The organism is Ruminococcus flavefaciens 007c (genome assembly GCF_000571935.1).
Classification (GTDB): Bacteria; Bacillota; Clostridia; order Oscillospirales; family Ruminococcaceae; genus Ruminococcus; species Ruminococcus flavefaciens_F.
The window spans coordinates 169,239-190,009 of the sequence record NZ_ATAX01000026.1 but is presented as its reverse complement, the minus strand read 5'-3'; the positions used below and the strand labels follow the sequence as shown (position 1 = coordinate 190,009).

General features: G+C 47.4%; 22 protein-coding genes and 4 tRNA genes. 5 read left to right on the top strand and 21 right to left on the bottom strand.

The features are described from left to right. Positions 1-219 precede the first annotated feature (219 nt). The 12 genes from RF007C_RS16585 to RF007C_RS10695 form a co-directional block, all read right to left on the bottom strand. Positions 220-1,329, bottom strand: coding sequence for a transglutaminase domain-containing protein (locus RF007C_RS16585; protein ID WP_051456631.1), 1,110 nt, complete (start codon positions 1,327-1,329; stop codon positions 220-222). 1 nt (position 1,330) lies between these two features. Further along, entirely contained in the window at positions 1,331-2,242 is a 912-nt protein-coding gene (locus RF007C_RS10745) for an NYN domain-containing protein (RefSeq protein ID WP_019680367.1), read from the bottom strand. Positions 2,243-2,364: 122 nt separating this feature from the next. Beyond that, the gene (locus tag RF007C_RS10740; protein ID WP_037299751.1) at positions 2,365-2,925 is read right to left on the bottom strand and encodes a hypothetical protein; all 561 of its coding nucleotides are present in this window, start codon (positions 2,923-2,925) and stop codon (positions 2,365-2,367) included. Between the two features lie 84 nt (positions 2,926-3,009). Further along, a tRNA-Gly gene (locus RF007C_RS10735) sits at positions 3,010-3,085 on the bottom strand. Positions 3,086-3,115: 30 nt separating this feature from the next. Next, positions 3,116-3,191, bottom strand: a tRNA-Phe gene (locus RF007C_RS10730). Positions 3,192-3,195: 4 nt separating this feature from the next. Further along, a tRNA-Asp gene (locus RF007C_RS10725) sits at positions 3,196-3,272 on the bottom strand. A 3-nt stretch (positions 3,273-3,275) separates the two neighbouring features. Beyond that, positions 3,276-3,351 (bottom strand) — tRNA-Val (locus tag RF007C_RS10720). 424 nt (positions 3,352-3,775) lie between these two features. Beyond that, positions 3,776-4,657 carry a CPBP family intramembrane glutamic endopeptidase gene (locus RF007C_RS16580; protein WP_051456630.1) on the bottom strand — a complete coding sequence of 294 codons (882 nt, stop codon included), beginning with the start codon at positions 4,655-4,657 and terminating at the stop codon, positions 3,776-3,778. Continuing rightward, entirely contained in the window at positions 4,647-5,375 is a 729-nt protein-coding gene (locus tag RF007C_RS10710) for an ABC-2 transporter permease (RefSeq protein ID WP_037299749.1), read from the bottom strand. Before RF007C_RS10710 ends, RF007C_RS16580 begins: the two co-directional genes overlap by 11 nt. Then, positions 5,375-6,142 (bottom strand): ABC-2 transporter permease, encoded by a 768-nt coding sequence (locus RF007C_RS10705; RefSeq protein ID WP_037299746.1) that lies wholly within the window; start codon positions 6,140-6,142, stop codon positions 5,375-5,377. Before RF007C_RS10705 ends, RF007C_RS10710 begins: the two co-directional genes overlap by 1 nt. After that, positions 6,143-7,021: an ABC transporter ATP-binding protein gene (locus tag RF007C_RS10700; protein WP_037299743.1), complete on the bottom strand. Its 879-nt coding sequence runs from the start codon at positions 7,019-7,021 to the stop codon at positions 6,143-6,145. Continuing rightward, positions 7,014-7,397, bottom strand: a complete 384-nt coding sequence (locus RF007C_RS10695; protein ID WP_019680361.1) for a GntR family transcriptional regulator — start codon at positions 7,395-7,397, stop codon at positions 7,014-7,016. Before RF007C_RS10695 ends, RF007C_RS10700 begins: the two co-directional genes overlap by 8 nt. A gap of 305 nt (positions 7,398-7,702) precedes the next feature. Between RF007C_RS10695 and rsmD the strand changes: the two genes are divergently transcribed. The 3 genes from rsmD to RF007C_RS10680 are packed head-to-tail and all read left to right on the top strand — an operon-like array spanning position 7,703 to position 9,251. Next, positions 7,703-8,260, top strand: coding sequence for a 16S rRNA (guanine(966)-N(2))-methyltransferase RsmD (gene rsmD, locus RF007C_RS10690; protein ID WP_019680360.1), 558 nt, complete (start codon positions 7,703-7,705; stop codon positions 8,258-8,260). Continuing rightward, entirely contained in the window at positions 8,257-8,748 is a 492-nt protein-coding gene (gene coaD, locus RF007C_RS10685; protein ID WP_019680359.1) for a pantetheine-phosphate adenylyltransferase, read from the top strand. Before rsmD ends, coaD begins: the two co-directional genes overlap by 4 nt. A gap of 5 nt (positions 8,749-8,753) precedes the next feature. Further along, the gene (locus tag RF007C_RS10680; protein ID WP_019680358.1) at positions 8,754-9,251 is read left to right on the top strand and encodes a hypothetical protein; all 498 of its coding nucleotides are present in this window, start codon (positions 8,754-8,756) and stop codon (positions 9,249-9,251) included. 198 nt (positions 9,252-9,449) lie between these two features. On the opposite strand, the gene recG is transcribed toward RF007C_RS10680, so the two are convergent. From recG to RF007C_RS10660, 4 genes are all read right to left on the bottom strand, one after another. After that, positions 9,450-11,486 carry an ATP-dependent DNA helicase RecG gene (recG, locus tag RF007C_RS10675; RefSeq protein WP_037299740.1) on the bottom strand — a complete coding sequence of 679 codons (2,037 nt, stop codon included), beginning with the start codon at positions 11,484-11,486 and terminating at the stop codon, positions 9,450-9,452. 74 nt (positions 11,487-11,560) lie between these two features. Beyond that, complete coding sequence (locus RF007C_RS10670) at positions 11,561-11,821, bottom strand: stage V sporulation protein S (RefSeq protein ID WP_009984312.1); 261 nt, start codon at positions 11,819-11,821, stop codon at positions 11,561-11,563. A 124-nt stretch (positions 11,822-11,945) separates the two neighbouring features. Beyond that, positions 11,946-12,716: a TIGR00282 family metallophosphoesterase gene (locus RF007C_RS10665; RefSeq protein WP_037299736.1), complete on the bottom strand. Its 771-nt coding sequence runs from the start codon at positions 12,714-12,716 to the stop codon at positions 11,946-11,948. A gap of 10 nt (positions 12,717-12,726) precedes the next feature. Next, positions 12,727-12,951: a DUF4236 domain-containing protein gene (locus RF007C_RS10660; protein ID WP_037299734.1), complete on the bottom strand. Its 225-nt coding sequence runs from the start codon at positions 12,949-12,951 to the stop codon at positions 12,727-12,729. Between the two features lie 288 nt (positions 12,952-13,239). Between RF007C_RS10660 and RF007C_RS10655 the strand changes: the two genes are divergently transcribed. Both RF007C_RS10655 and RF007C_RS10650 read left to right on the top strand, forming a co-directional pair. Further along, positions 13,240-13,599, top strand: coding sequence for an Asp23/Gls24 family envelope stress response protein (locus RF007C_RS10655; RefSeq protein ID WP_037299731.1), 360 nt, complete (start codon positions 13,240-13,242; stop codon positions 13,597-13,599). A gap of 43 nt (positions 13,600-13,642) precedes the next feature. After that, positions 13,643-15,298, top strand: a complete 1,656-nt coding sequence (locus RF007C_RS10650; protein WP_037299728.1) for a DAK2 domain-containing protein — start codon at positions 13,643-13,645, stop codon at positions 15,296-15,298. 68 nt (positions 15,299-15,366) lie between these two features. Here RF007C_RS10650 and RF007C_RS10645 read toward each other — a convergent pair whose 3' ends face one another. Genes RF007C_RS10645 through RF007C_RS10625 form a run of 5 tightly spaced genes read right to left on the bottom strand, consistent with a single transcriptional unit; the run spans position 15,367 to position 20,744 of the window. Further along, positions 15,367-15,648, bottom strand: a complete 282-nt coding sequence (locus RF007C_RS10645) for a hypothetical protein (RefSeq protein WP_019680353.1) — start codon at positions 15,646-15,648, stop codon at positions 15,367-15,369. 23 nt (positions 15,649-15,671) lie between these two features. Beyond that, complete coding sequence (locus tag RF007C_RS10640) at positions 15,672-17,192, bottom strand: DUF4340 domain-containing protein (protein ID WP_037299725.1); 1,521 nt, start codon at positions 17,190-17,192, stop codon at positions 15,672-15,674. After that, a complete protein-coding gene (locus tag RF007C_RS10635; RefSeq protein WP_037299723.1) occupies positions 17,189-18,877 on the bottom strand; it encodes a Gldg family protein in 1,689 nt (562 codons plus the stop codon). Before RF007C_RS10635 ends, RF007C_RS10640 begins: the two co-directional genes overlap by 4 nt. Positions 18,878-18,906: 29 nt before the next feature. Beyond that, the gene (locus RF007C_RS10630) at positions 18,907-19,626 is read right to left on the bottom strand and encodes an ABC transporter permease subunit (protein WP_037299721.1); all 720 of its coding nucleotides are present in this window, start codon (positions 19,624-19,626) and stop codon (positions 18,907-18,909) included. Continuing rightward, a complete protein-coding gene (locus RF007C_RS10625) occupies positions 19,626-20,744 on the bottom strand; it encodes an ABC transporter ATP-binding protein (RefSeq protein ID WP_019680349.1) in 1,119 nt (372 codons plus the stop codon). The genes RF007C_RS10630 and RF007C_RS10625 overlap by 1 nt, the downstream gene beginning before the upstream one ends. Positions 20,745-20,771: the final 27 nt, after the last annotated feature.

Here is a 20,771-nt window from a genome sequence, read left to right as displayed (position 1 = left end):
AAACAATTTCCTTTGTCAATACCTTTTCGGAAATTTTTTGTGATTTTTTCTGTCGTCTTTTCAGATGCTTTTTCCATGCTGCGCCAGCAGACTTACTGTTTTCTGCGTCATCGTGAGGCGACTTAATTATTATATCACGGTGGCACCGCAAAGTCAACACGGAATAATCCACAACCTTCCGTGTCAGTTATTGCCGAATTGTGTCAATTTTTACAACCGTCACTCAAACCTCAGCGTAAGACACAGCTCCGACGCATTATCATCCAGATGAAGAGTAACTTCTCCATTGTGCTGATAGTCCGTCTCACTCACCACATCAAACACTTTCTGACCGTTTATATAAGTCTCCATGAACTCGTTGTAAGCATCGCGGTTGTCAAATCTTATCTCCACTGTTTTTCTCCCCGAACTCAGCTCGCGGCGGAGAATATCAGCTGCTTCCTCGCAAGTCTTTGCATAAAGTCCGCTGCGGACATAATAATTCATTGTGTCGCTGCCGCACTTATAAGGAGTAAACAGCTCGGTATCCGCAAAATGCGTCTTGGAGAAATCCTTGTCAGAGCAGAGGAAATAAGCATTTCTTATTTCGCCCGCTTTGTCCGTATCCGCCCATGTTACGTCGATATTGTACCATTCTGTGCCTATGCGCACCTGATTCCAGGCGTGATTTTCGCCCTTGTCAGTCTTTCCCGTGACTACAACGCTCTCCACGCCCATTTCCGAAGCAAGCAGCCTGAAAGCCTTTGCATAGCCTTCACAGTTGGCCTCTCCCTCAACAAGGCAGCCATAAGCCGTCGAGGCCATTTCGCTGTCATCACCGGTGATATATCTGCACTTTTTTACCAGAAAATCATTGATATAGCGCACCTTGTAATCGTCACCCTTATAATCCTGAGCATCGTGAACAGCCGCTCTTACAGCTTCGTCCAGATCCTTTTTTCTCTGATCTATATCGCCGAGCTTTCGGTAGACTATCCTCGCCTCGCGTACCTTCTCCGCTGTATAATATACGGAATCAAGGTAAAAGAAGCCGCTTTCCTGCTTTTCAAGGATGCAGTAGACCTTCGAGTAATCGTCACCTTTCACCTCAAAGGGCAGAGGGATATGCTCCTGCCTCTTGCTTATCCCGCGGTACAACGCCGTATACACGGCCTGCTCATCAAAAGAGAGCTCGCTGTAAACAGGTCTTATCGCTTCCTCATCATAGGAAAGGAACTCCTCATTGGGATAGCCCTTCAGTATCCCCGAATCCTTTATATACTTCCCTGCGATCAGCAGGAACACCAAGCATACTGCTGCAAGTATGACCGCTGTAACCTTTTTTCTCAAATCAACTCTCCGAAATCATAACTGTGTTGTTCTTTATCTTGAATGACGGCAGATTTTCCACGAACTTGCTGAACTTGGAATAGCCGTATGTCTTTACGTCGAATTCAGGTATCTTTGCACAGAGCTGCTTCTTCAGTTCGCCCAGATTATAGCCCTTTGTACCGTTGGTGCGCACTATCGCCGCCAGTGCGGTCTCGATGCGTTCAAGGTCTGTCATGCTGGACTTCTGTGAAACGAGTATGCTGCTTCCCACCTGACGGAAGCTGAGGCTGTCAAACTCCTTGAGGAACTGCGAGAACTTGGAATATCCATAGTTTCTTACGTCGAAATCGGGATAGCGGTTGAGCAGTCTGCTGCCCAGCTCTCCGATATTTATCTCGTCCTGAAGGTTGGCATTCTCGGTGATTATACGAACTATTGCCGTTTCGAGAGTCTTGAGCTCTACCTTCTCACTCTCGCCTGTGCCCTGGAGTTCCTCATCGGCAAGTATCTCAAGGTACTTGAAGGCGTTGCAGGCTGTACTGAAAGGCTTCGGTGTCTTCTGCTCTCCCATGCCTATAACGTGCATACCCGACTCACGGAGACGTATCGCCAGTCTTGTAAAGTCGCTGTCGCTGGATACTATGCAGAAGCCATCTACATTATGAGAGTAGAGTATATCCATGGCATCTATTATCATTGCGGAGTCCGTAGCATTCTTGCCCGTAGTATAGCTGTACTGCTGAACAGGAGTTATGGCATTGTCCAGAGCCATGCTCTTCCAGCCTGCAAGATTCGGTCTTGTCCAGTCGCCGTAAACTCTTTTATAAGTAACTACGCCGTAGTTGGACACCTCATCAAGAATGTACTTTGTGTATTTTGCCGCAACGTTATCCGCGTCGATAAGGACGGCATAGCGCATTTCCTTTTCCATATTTCACCTCATGCTAATAATGTGATACATATTTATTATAACATTTTTATTTATTTTTGTATATAGTAAATCCGCACAAAGAGCAAAGACCGTCTTTGTGCGGATTAATCATCTGACTGTTATTATTCTCCGTAGGTGGAATACTTGTATTCGTCACCGTGGTATGTAATGCTGCCGCTTCCCCATGTCACATCCTTATCGAGATCCTCTGCGGTAAAAATATACTCATAGGTGAGGAAACCCGTTCTGCGGTAGCAATCCTTATATCCGGAACCTATTATCTCGTCGGAGGTATAGTATATAGTATGCCTGCCGTCAGGGGTTTTATACCTGCTGACAGTATGTCCCCAGCCCACGCCGCCGTATGTAAAGGCCAGCGCAACTATTATCGCAGTTCCCCATGTAAGGGCGAGGAACAGCCCGGGAATAGCTGCCTTCTTCTGTTTTTCCCTCAGATACTTTATAAGAAGTGAAAGCGATGCAGCTCCGAAGAAGAACATAGCTCCCATAAATGCCACAGCGCTTATCCTGTCATCAGCATATCTGCCTGCGAATACCTTCTCGCGCCAGTCCTGGTGTACCAGCTCCTCATAAGCGAAGACTCCGCTGCATATCAGTCCGAGTATTATTAATATGATCCTTATTACTTTCATTACAAATTTCATTTTCATTGCGAATTTCATAGCACGAACTCCTTCCGGACATAAAAAATCCCGAAACTATTGCTTCGGGATTCGTGTAATACCAAGGTTATTACCCCAGTACTATGGAGCGGATTACGAGGCTCGAACTCGCTACCTCCACCTTGGCAAGGTGGCGCTCTACCAGATGAGCTAAATCCGCATTGTATATAGAACGCTACCGCGTTCTATATGGTGCTTCCGGTCGGAATCGAACCAACGACACGGGGATTTTCAGTCCCCTGCTCTACCGACTGAGCTACAGAAGCGTGTTGGCGACCCCGAACAGATTCGAACTGTCGACCTCCTGCGTGACAGGCAGGCGTTCTAACCAACTGAACTACGAGGCCATGTGGTGGGGACTACAGGGCTCGAACCTGTGACCCTCTGCTTGTAAGGCAGATGCTCTCCCAGCTGAGCTAAACCCCCACTTCGCAGACGCCTTATCCTTGGCGACGAAAATAATTATACCACGGTTTTTTATGTTTGTCAAGCATTTTTTGAAATTTTTTTTGAGATTTTTTTACAGCCCCTCTGCTTCAGCGATTTTTCGGAGAAAAAACCAGCTCCGAAGCGAAAATGTATTGCACTTCGGAGCTTATATAAACTATATCATTATTTTATGAAGCCGTTTGTCCGCGGCTCATGCTGCCTTTATCGCATATGCCCTCTCCGCAGCGGAGGGAGCATTGTATATCATCTTTCCGCTGAAGTATGCCCGGTGCCGCCGTAATTTACCCCATAGCAGCAGCTAAGGCATATTTTCAGCAGCTGTTCTATCACAAAATATCCTCTTTCTCTGAAGTACTGAGCAGTCTGCACCGGCACCCCTGACGGTGAGTCTGCTATCTATTTACTGTGCAGCGGCCCCCTTCCTGCTCTTGCAAAGCAGCACCATAGCTGCGCTGCCGCTTACGATTATCATCGGGAATACCGAGAGTATCACCGTCCAGAACTCCGACAGCCTGCGCTCAAATGGAGTTCCGTCGGCTTTCAGCTTGAAAAGCATATAGACTCCCGTCAGAACGGTATCAATGAGTATATGACATATAGCCGCAGGATATACCGAATCCGTCCGCTTTGTCATCCATGTCAGCAGAGCCGACCAGAATATGCACATAACTATCATTGCAATAAAGCCGCCGTAGGGGAAGAAGCCGTAGTCCCTGCCGAAATTGTAGCCGTAAGCAAGGAGAGGTCCGTGCCAGAGCGCCCATATTATACCCGTGACCACTATCGCCGCAGGTGTGGGCATGAGCTCCTCAAGCTTGGGCGTAAGGTAGGCTCTCCAGCCGAATTCCTCGCCGAAGCCGTGCAGAGCCATGGCAATACCCGATGCAAAAGCAAACAGAAGTGTTGAAGCTGCCGCAGTTCCGCTGTCTGCAAAGGCACTGTCGGAAATACTGCCGTTCTTTACTATAAAAAGATGAAGTATAAGCGCGCTTACAAAGGGCAGGGCCAGCGGATAAAGCACCGCAGCCAGATAATACTTTGCACTGCCTTTCCTTCCTGTGCCGAGCTTTGCGCTGCGGAAGCCCTCCTTAGTCACCAGCCGCGTGATAAATGCAGCTATGGCGGGATAAAGCATTACTGTACTTCCCCAGAATTCATTTTTAACTCCGCCCTGTCCGTCGGAAAAACCCAGACATATGGCATAGGCAGGGACAAACGCCAGTATGATATATATGAGTATGCCCCTTAGTGCTCCCTGCTTTGAAGCCTGTTTACTTGGCATAATTCTCAGCTCCTTTCAGATACCATTTCACTGACAGTCTGTATGACAGATAGTACAGTGGCAGTACGGCAACTGTCATTATGCCTATGGACAATATGAGTGTACTGAGCTTCTCCTGATCCTTTAAGACCGAGAACAGCCATTCCCAGAAATTATCCATGTTATTGAATACAGAGGTATCGCCGAAAAGCATATAAACAACGCTTACGATCAATATGACCAGCAGACCTGCCAGTTTCAGCGAATTGCCTGTCTTGTTGCCGAAACGTACCACAAGAGGTATCTCCACTGACCTCATAAAGAGCTGTATGTAAAACAGCGCCACGACCAGCAGGGTAAGATTGCCGCATCGGCCTATCAGCTGAAAATATGCACTTAGCACAAGGGTGTGCAGCAGCACTACCGCCATGGAGAAAATAAGAGTGGTGACATATTTTGCGCCTATATATCCGCTTACTCCCACAGGTGTGGAGGCAACATAATATGCCCACTTTTTTCTTTCTTCCCCTGAAAATATCCCGCTTTCCACTATACCTGAAAAAAAAGTGGATATCACAATGAATACTCCTGCCACAAGACTGAACGCCTTTAACGTAACATCGTCATCGCTCAAGCCGAACAAGCACCCTAACAGCGTCCAGAAGATCAGCTCCGAGATCAGGAATAATATAAACACGAACCTGTTGAGTTTTAATTCCTTATAAAGCAGTCCAGCCATCAGTAGCGCCTCCTTCTGAGCTCCCTGACAGCGAAGAAATAGGATATGCCCACCAGTCCGATCAGTATGAAAGGAGCTGCGATAAGAGTTATATGCTGCAATTTTTCAAAAAAATGTGTTGTGACCTTCGTCATAGCCTCACGCTTTTCAAGTTCGGGATAAAGTTCCTGTGCCCGGCTGGAAAGATAACCTGCCACACATCCGGCTGCAAATACAGTTCCTACGCCCAGAGGAATACCTACCAGCATACATACGCCCACAACCTTCGACTGTCTCTTGAACCTCAGCATAAGTGGGATATCCGAGTAGGAAAGCGTCATAAATGTAAAAATGAGAAAAATAGTGCCTATATGTGAAAGACTTACGCTTTTCCTTGCAGCAATGGAAAGAATCACCTCGCCTAAGATCGCAAGAAGAAAGCCTCCGACAAGGAGCAGACCTCTCGCAATGAACTTTGATGCAGCTACCTTCTTCTCATTCATAGGAAGAGTATAGGAAAAGAGCTGCCAGCGTGACTTGTAGTCCTTCTCAATAAGATCGTTATGGCCGTATTCCATACCTAACATTGCAATACAGGCCGCAAAGAAAAATGCCTGGGGATAAAAGTTGGCAAGAGTCTGGGCTCCTTCGCCGTTATTTGCAAGATTTCCCGCATAGGTGCTGATGAATACCAGCGAACAGAATGCTACAAATGCGAAATAGGCCAGAATAGTAATTATTATGGGCTTGCGCACAAGATAAAGCTCACGATAAACAAGTCCTTTCATTTACCTCCACTCCTTCTTTGCACGGTTTACATAGTATATCATTATATCCTCAAGGGAAGCGCGGTCAATGACTGCTCCGGAATACTTAACGGCACAGCGTGCCCTGTCGGAGATCAGCACATCTGCGCCGAAATCATTGATACGGGCGCTTATGATATCCTCGGGATCAATGTCCTTGTATTCGTTCTTTGTGCATTTGAGCACGCCGTGAGTATCGAGTATATCGTCCTTGTAGCCGCTTATCATTATCTTTCCCTTATCTATAAAGGTGACACTGTCAGCCACCTTGTCAAGATCAGAGGTGATGTGTGAGGACATAAGTATGGTATGCTCTTCATTCTGAAGATACTCCAGGAATATATCAAGTATCTCGCTTCTCACAACGGGATCAAGGCCTGTTGTTGCCTCGTCCATTACAAGGAGCTTTGCATTGTGCGAAAGTGCGGCCGCGATCTGGAGCTTCATTTTCATGCCCTTTGAGAACTTGCCGAACTTTTTCTTCCTTGGCAGCGCAAAGCGGTCAAGATAGCCGAAAAACGTATCCGCGCTCCACTCCTCGTATATCTCGCGGAGTATCTTATCGATAGCAATGGCGTTTAGTCTGTCGTCAAAGGGAAGCTCGTCAAATACGGCAGCTATATACTTTTTTGCCTCGAATTCGTCCTTCTCGTGGTCGAATCCCAGCAGTTTTATCTCGCCCGCGTCCTTTTTGACGATGTTCAGCAGAGTATTGATAGTAGTGGTCTTTCCCGCGCCGTTCTGGCCGATAAAGCCCATGATACTGCCCTTCGGAACATCAAAGCTGACGTTGTCGAGAGTAAAACCGTCATACCTCTTTGTAATTCCCTTTATTTCAATAGCGTTTTCATAATCATTCATTTTCTGCCCCTCCGTAAATAAGTTCGAGCATCTCCTTGAGCTCGTCAAGGCTGAGCTCGCACTGTCTCGCTTTATCACAGACCTGTGAGAGCAGAGCTTCTGTCTGGCGCAGGTATTCCTCGCGCAGGAGCTCGGTATTCTGCCCCTTTACAAAGCTTCCCTTACCTGTGTAAGACTCTATGAAGCCGTCTCTTTCAAGATCCTCATAAGCGCGTTTTGTTGTTATAACGCTTATTCGGAGCTGCTGTGCAAGCGTACGCATGGAAGGCAGAGCGTCCCCTGCTTTCAGCGTACCATTGAGGATGAGTCCCTTTATCTGAGATGAGATCTGCTGATAGATGGGATCTCCCGATGAGTTACTGATAATAATATCCATAGTTCACCTCATAATGTATATATACGTTATACACATTATAGCATTTATATATACACCTGTCAATACCCTTTTGAAATATTTTTCGGAAAAGTTTTCAATTTTTCTTTTCTTAGCCCTGAGCCACTATTTACTGTGTATATGATAGACAAAAGAAAACAACGTTTTTTAGTCAAAATCGCCTATTTTTAAGAAATGATATAGACAAGCCGAAAAAAATAATATATAATAAAGTATATATATTTCGGCAGCCGTATGCCGTAAATGCGGAAACCGCAGTTACCGCTGCGGCTTCGGAGCACTAAAACATGAGAGTAATCACAGGCATTGCAAGAGGCCGTAAGCTTGTCGCTCCCGAAGGTCTGGACGTCAGACCTACCGCCGACAAGGTGAAAGAAGGCATCTTTTCAGCCGTTCAGTTTGAACTGGAAGGAGCAAGAGTCCTCGACCTGTTCGCAGGAAGCGGTCAGATGGGCATTGAAGCCCTCAGCCGCGGCGCAGATCATGCGGTATTCATCGACAGTTCCCTCCGTTCCATAAGATGCGTGAATGAAAATCTGCGCAATACAGGATTTGAACGTCAGTCAGAGGTCATAAACCGCGACAGCTACGATTATATAAAGCTTACATCGCAGACCTTCGATATAATCATACTCGATCCGCCCTACCGCTTCAGTCATATCACCAATATCCTTCCCTTTGCCGCCAAAAAGCTCAGGGACGGCGGTATTATAATATGTGAGTACGAAGCGGAAGCAGCAGAGCCTGAGGCTCCCGAGGGTATGAGGCTGAGAAAGACCTACCGCTACGGCAAGATTAATGTCTCTATATTCTGCAAACCATCTGAGGAGGTGGCTGAAGAATGAGAAGGATAGCCGTTTGCCCGGGAAGCTTCGACCCCGTTACTCTGGGACACCTGGACATTATCACCAGAGCTTCAAAGCTCTTTGACAAGGTAATCGTCCTCATCTCAAGGAACGCAGGAAAGGCACAGCCGAGCTTTACAGCTACGGAACGTATGCTTATGATAGAACAGGTCACAAAAGATCTTGACAATGTAGTGATAGATATACTTGACGGACTTCTGGCGGATTACGTCAGGAATGTGGGCGCTGTGGCCATTGTAAAAGGACTGCGCGCCGTCAGTGACTTTGAATATGAATTCCAGATGGCTCTCGCCAATAAAAAGCTGTACGCAGGAGCTGAAACAGTATTCCTTACAACAGCTACCGAAAATATGTATCTCAGCTCAAGTCTGGTAAAGCAGATCGCATATTTCGGCGGAGATATAAGCCATTTCGTTCCCGAGGAGATACTCGGCGATATAACACAAAGACTAATTAAGGAGAGGTAATTACTATGAGCATCGATGAGATTTTAGAAGAAATGGACGAACTCCTTGACAAGGCGTCCTCAGTTCCCTTTGTTTCACATAAGAAGGTCATTGACGGTGAGCGTATGAGAGAGCTTATCAACGATGTCCGCCTCAATATGCCTCACGAACTCAAGGAAGCCAAGAAGATCGAGTTCGATTGCCAGCGTATCCTCAATGAGGCTAAGCTCAATGCAGAATCCATCATCCGCAAGGCTGAGGAACGTGCAGCTCAGATAGTATCCAGAGAGGCTATCGTTACAGAGGCCAAGAAAAAGGCTCTCGATATGCTCACAAAGGCTCAGACAGCCGCAAAGAATCTCCAGCAGAACGCTGCGGCTTCAGTTGCAAAGATGCTCAACGATACAGAGAATTACTACTCAAGAAATCTCCAGAGCATAAAGGTAGTCAAGGGCAAGATCAGCAGCACTGTTTCAACAGGCCTCAGCGCCAATACTATCGACAAGAAGAACGGCTTACAGTAAAAAACAAAGCGGTACTCGGATGAGTACCGCTTTTTTATTGTGCAGAGGCGCCCTTTGGGCGCCCCTGCATTAAAATCCAATTATGCTGAAACAATGTGTAGGGGAAGGCGCCAACACCCTCCAGTGAAAGGACAATATTATAGCAATCGGGCATTTGGAATGGAATTTGACGGGCGGATAATATACGCCCCTACAGGTTTATCCTATGATGTCTTTGCTGAAAAGGCGCATAACGTCCATTTTCAGTGCACGATTCTGCGGTTTCTCAAGCAGCGGATCGTCTTCAAGAAGCTCCTTCGCACAGACCTGCGCACGGTTCATAAGCTCCATATTGCAGGCTATATCCGCTATTTTAAGCGGCGGCAGTCCATGCTGTGCATTGCCGAAGAAGTCTCCGGGGCCGCGCATTTTCAGATCCTCCTCGGATATTTTAAAGCCGTCCGAGGTTGATGACATTATCTTCATGCGCTTTACGCAGTCATCAGTGGTATTGTCCGTAATGAGTATGCAGCTGCTCTCAAAGCCGCCTCTGCCCACTCGTCCGCGAAGCTGATGGAGCTGGGAAAGTCCGAAGCGCTCCGCATTCTCTATGACCATTACCGCCGCATTCGGTACATCCACGCCGACCTCCACGACAGTGGTGCATATAAGCACCTGTATCTCGCCGTCACGGAAGAGCTGCATGGTCTTATCCTTTTCCGCTGCTCTCATCTTTCCGTGAAGAAGTGCTGTGGTATAGCCTTTAAGATCACCCTTCGCCGCATTTTCGGCATAGGTCTTGACCGCAAAGAGCTCGCTCTCGCTCTCCTCTATCATGGGGCAGACAACATAGGCCTGACGTCCCTCATCAAGGCGCTCCCGTACAAAGCCGAAGGCTCTGCTGCGGAGCTTTCCCGTGACCGCATAGGTCTTTACAGGCTTTCTGCCCTTGGGAAGCTGAGTTATGGCGGATATATCAAGGTCTCCGTAGATGATAAGGGCAAGGGTTCGGGGTATGGGAGTTGCCGACATTACAAGCTTATGCGGATAATCGCCCTTTTCCGCAAGGGCTGCACGCTGTGCCACGCCAAAGCGGTGCTGCTCATCGGTTATCACAAGTCCGAGGGATCTGTACTCCACGTCCTTCTGGATTATGGCGTGAGTTCCCACAACAACATCTATCTCGCCTGCTTCTATCCCCTCACGGACAGAAGCCTTCTTTTTGGCCGTCATAGAGCCTGTGAGCAGACTGACTCTGACTCCGAAGGGCTCAAGGAAGCCGCTGAGAGTCTTGAAATGCTGAACCGCCAGTATCTCCGTGGGTGCCATAAGTGCCGACTGAACGCCGTTTTTTGAAGCAAAATAGCAGGCTGCCGCAGCAACGGCAGTCTTTCCGCTTCCCACGTCGCCCTGCAGCAGCCTGTTCATTGGAACGCTACTGCACAGGTCGGAAACTATCTCGTCCACCGCCTTCTTCTGGTCATCAGTAAGCTCAAAGGGTAATCCCTTCGTGAACTCGTCCGTATCTACGGAGGGATCCATTTTATAAGCCGTAGATCTTCTGCTGCGCGATTTCATTATGGACATTCCTATCTGGAGCTTCAGCAGCTCGTCAAAGGCAAGTCTCCGTCTGGCAGTTTCTGCGGCAAGCTCGCTTTCGGGGAAGTGGATATTCTCCAGCGACCACATCAGCGGTGCAAGGTCGTACTTCCTGAGTATATCCGGCGAAAGCGTCTCAAAGGGCTCACGGCGCATTATCTCCAGAGCCTGCTGCATATTCGCGCGTATCATATTTACCGACAATCCCTGCGTCAGGTGATATTTCGGCTGTATGAGCACCTGCTCATCCGCCTTTATATAAACAGGCGAGCTTATCTCCTTGCGGAGGAAATTGCCCGAGACCTTGCCGTACATATAATAGGTCTCTCCCTCTCTGAGAGCCTGAAAGCCGTAAACGTTATTATATACCACGATAAGGATATCATCGGTACCGTCCGATGCAGCGGCCTTGCATATTACAAGTCCGCCCTTTATGCGCTGAGGCGGCATCTTGCGGAACACCGTCAGCTTCAGCACATTGTATTCGTTCAGTACGGCTCCGGCTACCGGCACATGAGTGCGGAAGTCAAGGTAATCCCTGGGGATATGGTATATCAGCTCATAGGGCGAGGTCACGCCGAGCTTGCGGTACTTTTCTCCCCTTGCCTTTCCGACGCCCTTCAGATATTCTATATCGCTGAAAAGTGTAGTGGGCATAAATTGCTCCTTTTTATCAGGTTACGAAATAAGAAAGGGCGGACAAATAAGTCCGCCCGATTGGATTTTACCGATTATCTCTGCTCGCAAATAAGCTTGATAGCGGTTCTCTCTTCACCATCGATCTGAATGTTGGCAAAAGCAGGGATACAAATAAGGTCTATGCCGATAGGTGCAAGATATCCCCTTGCAATGGCAATGGCCTTTATAGCCTGGTTTGCCGCGCCTGCACCAACTGCCTGAACCTCAACAGCCTTCTGCTCTCTTATCACACCTGCGATAGCTCCTGCAACAGAATTCGGTGACGAATGTGATGATACTTTCAGAATTTCCATAACAAAAATACCCTCCTGTTATAAATATTTGTACGTTTAATGTCAAATGCCTTTGGGCTATTGTACAATTGTATTATACAATATAAGTGCGAAAAATGCAAGTACTTGTTACAAAGTTTGTAGACTATCTTATAATTATTCTCTCGATTTTGTGCGAAATGCCTTTTTTTTCGTCAAAATCAACTATTGTTCCACAAATAAAGCATGGGCCCTCCGCAACGCTGAACCTGACGGGCATACGATAGCGCAGCATATCGATAGTCAGCGCAGGTTCTATTCCAAGGCAGGAGCGCTCGGGCCCCACCATTCCCACATCGGTAATATATGCGGTATGTCCGTCCAGTATACATTCATCTGCGGTCTGGACGTGGGTATGCGTGCCGAAAACCCCCGTTACTCTGCCTGCAAGATAAAATCCCATTGCCTTTTTCTCCGAGGTAGCCTCGGCGTGGAAATCAACGAATATATTGGGAGTATCTATCTCCTCAAGGAGCATGTCTATCTTGGTGAAGGGATTATCCAGGGGATCCATATACACCGTCCCCATAAGGTTTATGACGGCTGCGGAAAAAGCACCCATATCGATTATCCTCACACCGCTGCCCACGCAGCCTCCCTCGGGATAATTGGCAGGACGGACGATATAGTCCTCCTCAAATATATCGGCTGCCTCCTTACGGCGGAAGGCATGGTTGCCCGTGGTTATCACATCGGCTCCCGCTCTTACGAGCATATCTGCCGATGCAGCTGTGATACCGTTGCCCTGTGCCGAATTTTCTCCGTTGACTATTGTTATGTCGATACCGTGCTGACGCTTTATGCCGCCGAGCTTTTCCATAAGGAACTCACAGCCCGGCCTGCCTACGACGTCGCCGATGAAAAGAAGCTTCTTCATTTTATCTCCGTTACTTTTTGCTTTCTGTTTTCTTCTTTTTGCCGCCGAGGTCCGTATCATAGGAGATACCTGTACCCTGGAGGCTTACAGTGGCTTTTTTCTTGTTATTTACAGTGAGCTTGACCTTTTTGCCTGCGATCTTCGGGCCTTCAACGGATATGCTTCCGCCCTTCTTGTTTTTGTTGAACTTGAATAATTTGCCTATCTTAAAGCTTTTTCTGAAATGAAAACCCATAATGATACCTCCTTTGCGGCTCATGATCAGTATTTGCAGCGTATGCTTACGGGATCTCCGGCATACGCCAGGCAAAATCAATATGCAAATTACGACCTGTCTGCTATAATGATACCACAAAAAAACACGATAATCAATACATATTACATATTTTTTATATCATGTGACTTTTTTCACAATATTCTTTTTATATAGGTATTGTAAATCGCTTTCTTTTGTGATATAATTATTAGGATAGCGGTCACTGTTATGCACCGCACTGCATTTTTACTAAAGGAGTGATGACCTATGGTAGGCTTTGAAAATCATATCGGAAAGATCACTATTTCGGAGAATTATCTCACTGAGCTCGTAAAACACGCCGTTACCGACTGTTTCGGTGTTGCGGACGTTTGCAGCGTCAGCACCTTCCGTTCAGCTGTCTCGGCTCTTACCGCGGGTAAGGCTTTCAGAAAAAACAAAGGCGTGATGCTCCGCACCGATAAAGAGGGCGGCCTCGTTATCGACCTCCATATCAAAGTAACATACGGTACCAACATCACTGCTGCTGTAAACAGCATCACCCATAAGGTCAGCTTTGCAGTTGAAGAGGCTGCAGGAATAGATGTACACAAGGTCAACGTCTTCGTTGACGATATGAACGCATAAGGCGTACAGGGATCACCTGTCTGCAGAATTGGAGGACTATACTGTGATACACGGTTCTTTACTCAGAGACGCTGTTATCTCCGCTGCCATTACCATAGGCAACAGAAAGCGCGAGGTCGACGAGCTGAACGTCTACCCCGTTCCCGACGGCGATACAGGAACTAATATGTCAATGACCATCGGCAATTCCGTTGCCGAGCTGAAAAGACTTGACGACAAGGCTCCCGTATCGGAAGTTGCCTCCACAGCGGCTTCGGCATTTCTGAGAGGCGCACGAGGAAATTCGGGCGTTATACTTTCACTTATTTTCAGAGGCTTTTCAAAGGGACTCTCTGGCTGCACAGAAGCAGGCTGCGAGAATTTTGCCGACGCTCTGCAATTCGGCGTTGAAGCCGCATATAAAGCTGTTATGAAGCCTGTTGAGGGTACTATCCTCACCGTAGTCAAGGCTGCTGCCGCAAAGGCAAGAGAGATAGCTCTCGAAACCAATGACGAGGTCACCTTCTGGCAGGAGATATGCAAGGAAGCTGAAGCCGTACTTGCAAAGACCACGGATATGCTGCCTCAGCTCAAAAAGGCAGGAGTAGTAGATGCGGGCGGAAAAGGTCTCTGTATCATATTCCGCGCAATGACAGACGTCTTTGCCGGCGGAAAGATCGCCGAGCCCAGTGAAGCTCCCGCTGCACAGGACAGCTCAGGCGACTCATTCAGAACAGCTGTCAGCGAGTACGACGCTGATATTACATACACCTACTGTACGGAGTTCATGCTCGAAAAGGACAGTAACTGTCCCGACGCTTCCATACTCCGTGCTTACCTTGAGACCATCGGAGACTGCGTAGTCGTAGTTGACGACGAAAAGATCATAAAGGTACACGTTCATACCGATAATCCCGGAAAGGCTATCCAGAAGGGACTGGAATTCGGACATTTCATCAATGATCCCCGTCCCAAGATAGAGAATATGCGTATCCAGCACGAGAATAAGGTCAAGGACGCAAGAGCTGCCGAGGAGGGACTTTCTCCCGCAGAGCCCGAGAAGGAATTCGGCTTCGTTGCCGTTGCCGCAGGCCACGGACTTGAGGCTATGTTCACCGATCTCGGCGCAGATGTTGTCGTTAAGGGCGGTCAGACCATGAACCCCTCTACCGATGATATTCTCCGCGCTATACTCAGGACTCCTGCAAATACCGTATTCGTCCTCCCCAATAACAAGAACATCATCATGGCTGCCGAGCAGGCTGTAAAGCTCACGGACAGGAAGGTATGCGTGCTCCAGACAAGGACCATACCTCAGGGTATCGCTGCAATGCTGGCCTTTGACGATACGCGCAGCCTCAATGATAACCGCATAGATATGACAAAGGCCTTTGAGAAGGTCTCTACGGGACTCATTACCTTTGCCGCGAGAAACTCCGAGTTTGAGGGACACCAGATCAAGGAAGGCGAGATACTCGCCCTTGATAACGGCAAGCTCTCATTCACAGAACGCGATATAAACAAGGCTACCTACAAGCTTGTCAAGAAGCTTGCCAAAGGCGATGTGAGCTACGTTACCCTCATCCACGGCGCCGATGTGCCCGAGGAGAACGCAGAAGAGCTCCAGAAGTTCATACAGTCCAAGCTCGGCGACAAGATAGAGGTAATGCTGGTAAACGGCGGTCAGCCTGTTTACTACTACATTATTTCCATAGAGTGATATATGCCGGAAACGGTCTTGATAACGCAAAAAAGCCTCCCTTTTCAGGGAGGCTTTTCTTTATATATTCAGTTTTTCAGTGCCTTTTCAAGCCAGACATTTGCAAAATCAAGTGCCTCGTAAAGTCCGCACTCACGCTCTGCATTCTTGACAAAAGCTTTAAGGGGGTTGGGCTCATTGGTATCCATCTGGACTACTCTGACCTTTGATGTCATCTGCTCGCCGTTCTCCTCTCTGGTCTCGAGGATCTGAATGAAGATAACATAGGGATCCGACATATATCCGTAGTATATCTGGTTTCCGTTTCTTACCAGAGGATAGCCCTTATATGTGTTGAATTTCTCGCTCATTATATATACCTCCTTGGGGAATTTTACCAGGTTTTAATGTATTCCTCTCCTGAATCGATACGCTTGATATTCTCTATAAGCGTGTTTACATATGACTTTGTACAGTAATACTTGCTCTCACCGTTCACAACGATAAGCGAACGCATTACCGAGTCATCATAGAATTCGTAAGTTGTTTCCTTGCCCGTGAATGTATCGGTATACTTTATAACAGCTGTGGGATCGCCCTCGGGTACAGGAACTCCAAGTGCGAATTCTTCGGCATTTGTACTTACAAGGAATGAATAGAAGGTCCTGTAGCGCTCGGTGTCATAGCCTACACCGTTTTTCAGTACCTCAAAATCGTCGGCTGTGGGATTTTCGGGCATTTCCTTACCTGTCTTGAGGGAGATGGTGAAATCCACATTCTTTCCGCCGCCCTTTACGGTAAGCTTGCTGATATTCCATACATATGACGTTATCATAAGTCTTGTGGCAATATCAACGGGCTTTACAGTGAGCCACTTGGCACTGTCCTCGGAGAGGATATAAATGACCTTTCCTCCCTCCAGCATTCCGTAGCTGCACTTGTTTCCCGAATCGTCGGTGAATATCTCGCTGAGCAGCAGCACATAGGTGTTGCCGTCATCACATGACATGGTTACCTTGCAGAAGGGATCACTGAGACCTGCCTCTGCTATATCTGCTTCCTTGCAGTGAAGAGAGTATATTCCCGACGCTGTCAGACCGAACATACCATTTGTTATATCGGTGGATTTTTCTATGGAAAGATAGCTTTCCGTAGGCTCTATCATTTTGTGTGAAGCCGAGGTTCCGCCCGAATGAGCTTCCTCACTTTCCTTATCGTACTCGATATAAATATCATAATCTATATCGCCGCGCTCCACTCTGAGGCTGTTTACGATGGGATAATCATCGTCGGCAGGCTTTGCCAGCACTGTCCTTTCGATGAGATCCTTGTTTGTCTTGGAATAATTTGCTACCGTTGAGCTTGAAACGGTATAAACATCACTGCTGCCGTCCACTCTGAAGTATACAGCAGAATCCGACGGTGTCTTGTCACCTATGAAGAATCTGACCACATTGCCCGACTCATAGGTGAACTCTACCTCGGCAGAAGGATTATCCAGTCCGAATTTACCGAAATCGTCGCATCCGCTGGCAACTATGGACTGAGCCTCTATACCGTTGCCGTTGTTTACGAGAGTGCCGACAACTGCGGTATTTACATCAAGATCCTTGTAATCCTCGAGAGTATAGGTCGCTGCGCTCCCGTTTTCATCGGGAGCCTTGTCCATAACGACCTTTATCTCATCGTTTTCGTTCCTGACGACTGCCTTCTTTACAACGGCTTTGGCATCGCCGTTATCGCTTACGAGGACTGTGCCCTCTCCCTCTGCCTGAGTGGCAAGAAGAACAGGAGCGCTGTCATTTCCGCCTTCTCCCTTATCATCGGGAGCGAGCTTCATATAGGCGTAGCCGCCGCCCAGCATTGCTGCCAGCAGTGCGCTGAGAGCAATGATCCCCTTAGCTTGTTTTTTCATTTATTTCGTCTCCTTAACAGTACGATAACGCCTATTGCGGCGATGATGAACGGTATTACCCATACAACGATTATCTGTATATTCTTTGCCTCCTTGGCAGAGGGAGCGATAAATGAGCTCTGTATATTCTTATCAGGTACTACGACGCCTGCGTCCTTGCCCGTCATATTGTTCATTATTCCGAGAAGGACAGCCGAGTTGTTGAAAGTGGTGTTCTGAACTATGAGCTGCTGATTGAACATTCCCGGGCTTCCTATTACGAGAAGGCTGCTGCTCAGTGTATTGAAGCCGTCTGCACGCTCCTTCTTTGAGCGCATTACAACTGTTCTTGAGCCCTTTTCGCCGTATTCGGGATTTTCGGGATCATAGGTCTCCATATTTACTGTAAATGCGGTATCCTTTGTTTTGAGCACCTCTGTTACAACGTCCTCGTTGTTCTTGGCTATCTTTGTAAGCACTCTTGAAGCAGGTGCCACGATATAGAGCTTATCATTGGAAACATCGCCTACGTCCTCACGTGAGCTGATATCGGCGATAACGTTCTGTACCTGCTTGTTTCCGAAAATATCTGTTCCGACAGCATTTTCATCATCGTAAAGGAGCTCGTTCTCTACCTTTATGCTCCAGTCAGCAAGGAACTCGGAGATGTTCGGAAGATCCATCTTTGAGGAATCGGGAACATATACCATATTCTTGCCGTACTGGCCGTCGTTATAGAGGAACGCACTGAGCTTTGCGATCATATCCTCGTTGAAATCAACAGAGGGAGCAAAAACTGCTATCATATCATAGTCAGCGGGCTTCAGCTCATCTGTGCTGATGTCTATTTCGGTACAGTCATAGCCGTGCTTTGCAAAAACCTCGTTCTCGAAGATCTGAGCTGCCGATCCGTAGCTCTGCTCATCATAAACAGCCATGCCGTTCATATTCTTTACAAAAGCGACCTTTATGGGATGAGCGTCCGTAACGCTGGTGATAGCCGATGTGATAACGCTCTCGCCTGTGAATCTGAACTTGAGCTGCTGGCTCTGCATAGCCACAGGATCTGCAGAGAGCATATTCATAACGTCTGTATCGGAAAGCACTCTAACACGCTCACCGGAAGCAACTATTATACTTCCGCGGTTGATGTCGCCGTTATAGTACTTCTTATACTTATTGATGATGTCGGGATCCTTGTCCATATCGACATACTTGACATTGATGCTTCCCTTGCCCTGTTCTGCGTATATGGAATACTTGTCCAGGAGCTCGGGGATCATATCAAAGGGTATCTCTGCGGGAACGCCTGTGTTTGACGAATAGTAGTTCTCCCAGTAATTGCCGAGAGATGTGAAGTAATCCTTGGTAGCGGTAACAGTGATCTCAACGTCCTTGTCCATTGCCTTTACGGCTTCGATGGACTGCTCGCTGAGCTCATATCTGTTATCGGGAGTGATGTCTATCTTTATGGGTGAGCGCTTTGCGAACATTCCCACCATAAAGTTAAGTACGACAACTATCGCTATAACCAGTGCGATAGCGATATAGAACATGGAACCGTACTTGAGTTTCTTGAAGTTTCTTACCTTGGCTGTTGTTTCCTCAACAGCCTTTTCTGCTGTATCCTTTGCCTTTTCAGCAGTTTCCTTTACTTCATCGACAGTCTTTTCGACCTTTTTCTCGTCGATCTCTTTTTTACTCATCTGTATCAAAACCTTCCTTTCCTGTCAGATTAGCTCCAGCGTCTCTTCTCGAGCACCTTAACGGTGAAGAAGTTGAAGAGGAAGGCTGCACTGATAAAGAATACTACGCTGGGAAGGCTGAATACTCCCCTTGTAAATTCAACGTATCTTGAATAGAAGGCCAGCTTTGATACTATCTTGAAGACAGCTCTCTTGAAAGTATTTCCGTTCTCAAAGCTCGATACGAGCATTTCGGAAAGGTATATCAGGAAGAGCACTACAAGAGATACTACTGCGGAAGCCATCTGGTTCTCGGTAAGGGACGAGATAAAGAGTCCCACAGCTATAAATGCTGCGCCGAGGAAGAGCATGGCAAAATAATTGCCGAGCAGCGGAGTCCATACCACATCGCCGAGATAATTGAGTATGAAAGCATATATGAATACTACAGACTCAGCAATGATGAAAAGTGTAAGTGCTGCAAAATATTTTCCAAGGACTATGTCCCAGAGACTTACGGGAGCCGTAAGGAGTCCCTGATCGGTCTTGTTCTTTTTCTCCTCGCTGAGGAGCTTCATTGTAAGCACGGGAATAAGGAACATTACGATATAGAACATGGAGCTGAACATAGCCGACGTATCTGTCGTACATCCTGCGATAACTCCGTTATAGAAGAATATTCCCGAAACGAGCCAGAACACTGCAAGGAATACATATGCCACGCCCGATGTAAAGAATGCGCCCATTTCGCGCCTGTATATAGCCAGCATTATTCCTCACCTCCGTTGTTTTCTTCGCTATCTGAGGAAAGAATACTGTTGTCTTCTTCGTCTTCCTCGTCAGCTTCCTTGACAGCTCTGAGCTTTCCGCTGGGTGCGACCTTGATGTCTATGCGGGGCTTTGATTTTGAAGCTGTCTTTTCATCCTCCTTGGCGATTCCCTCATCCATGGTTATCTTGAGGAAGATGTCTTCGAGAGTGAGGTCTGAGAGCTGGAGCATGAGTATATTCCAGCCGTTGTCATTGCAGAGCTTGTTGAGATCGCGGCGTATATCGGTCTTGCCGTCGGTCTCGACGTCATAGTCGTATATGCCCTTTTCACGCTCCATATCGGCACGGACGTACTTTACACCGTTCAATGCCCTGATAGCCTCTGTGATCACGCGCTTATCATCGGCAGTGTGGTCAGGTCCCTCGATACGGAGAGTCATCTTGTGCTTGTTGGTTATGTTCTTGGCGATTTCCTCCGCAGTACCGTCTGCGGCAACAACGCCTCTGTTTATGATGATGATCCTGTCGCATACAGCCTGTATCTCGGGGAGAATATGCGATGAAAGGATAACGGTATGTCTCTTGCCCAGCTTCTTGATAAGCGATCTTATCTCTATTATCTGGTTCGGGTCGAGACCTACCGTAGGCTCATCGAGTATGAGCACGGGAGGATTGTTTATAAGAGCCTGTGCAAGTCCGACTCTCTGTCTGTAACCTTTTGACAGGTTCTTGATAATTCTCTTTCTTACGTCCTCTATCTTGCAGAGGGAGCATATGTCCTTGATATGGGCTCTTCTCGGGAGCTTGCATTTCTTGAGATCATACATGAAGCTGAGATAAGCCTCTACGGTCATATCAACATAAAGGGGCGGTATCTCGGGGAGATAGCCTATATTCGCCTTTGCCTTCTTGGGATCGTCGAGTATATCTGTGCCGTCGATGAGCACCTGTCCCGAAGTTGATGAGATATAACCCGTAAGCATATTCATGGTAGTGGATTTTCCCGCACCGTTAGGTCCGAGGAAGCCAAGGATCTCTCCCTTTTCCACCTTGAAGCTTATGTCGTTTACGGCAAGCTTGTCGCCGTATTTTTTAGTAAGGTTCCTGACCTCTATCATTGGGTATAACCCTCCTTATTGCGTATG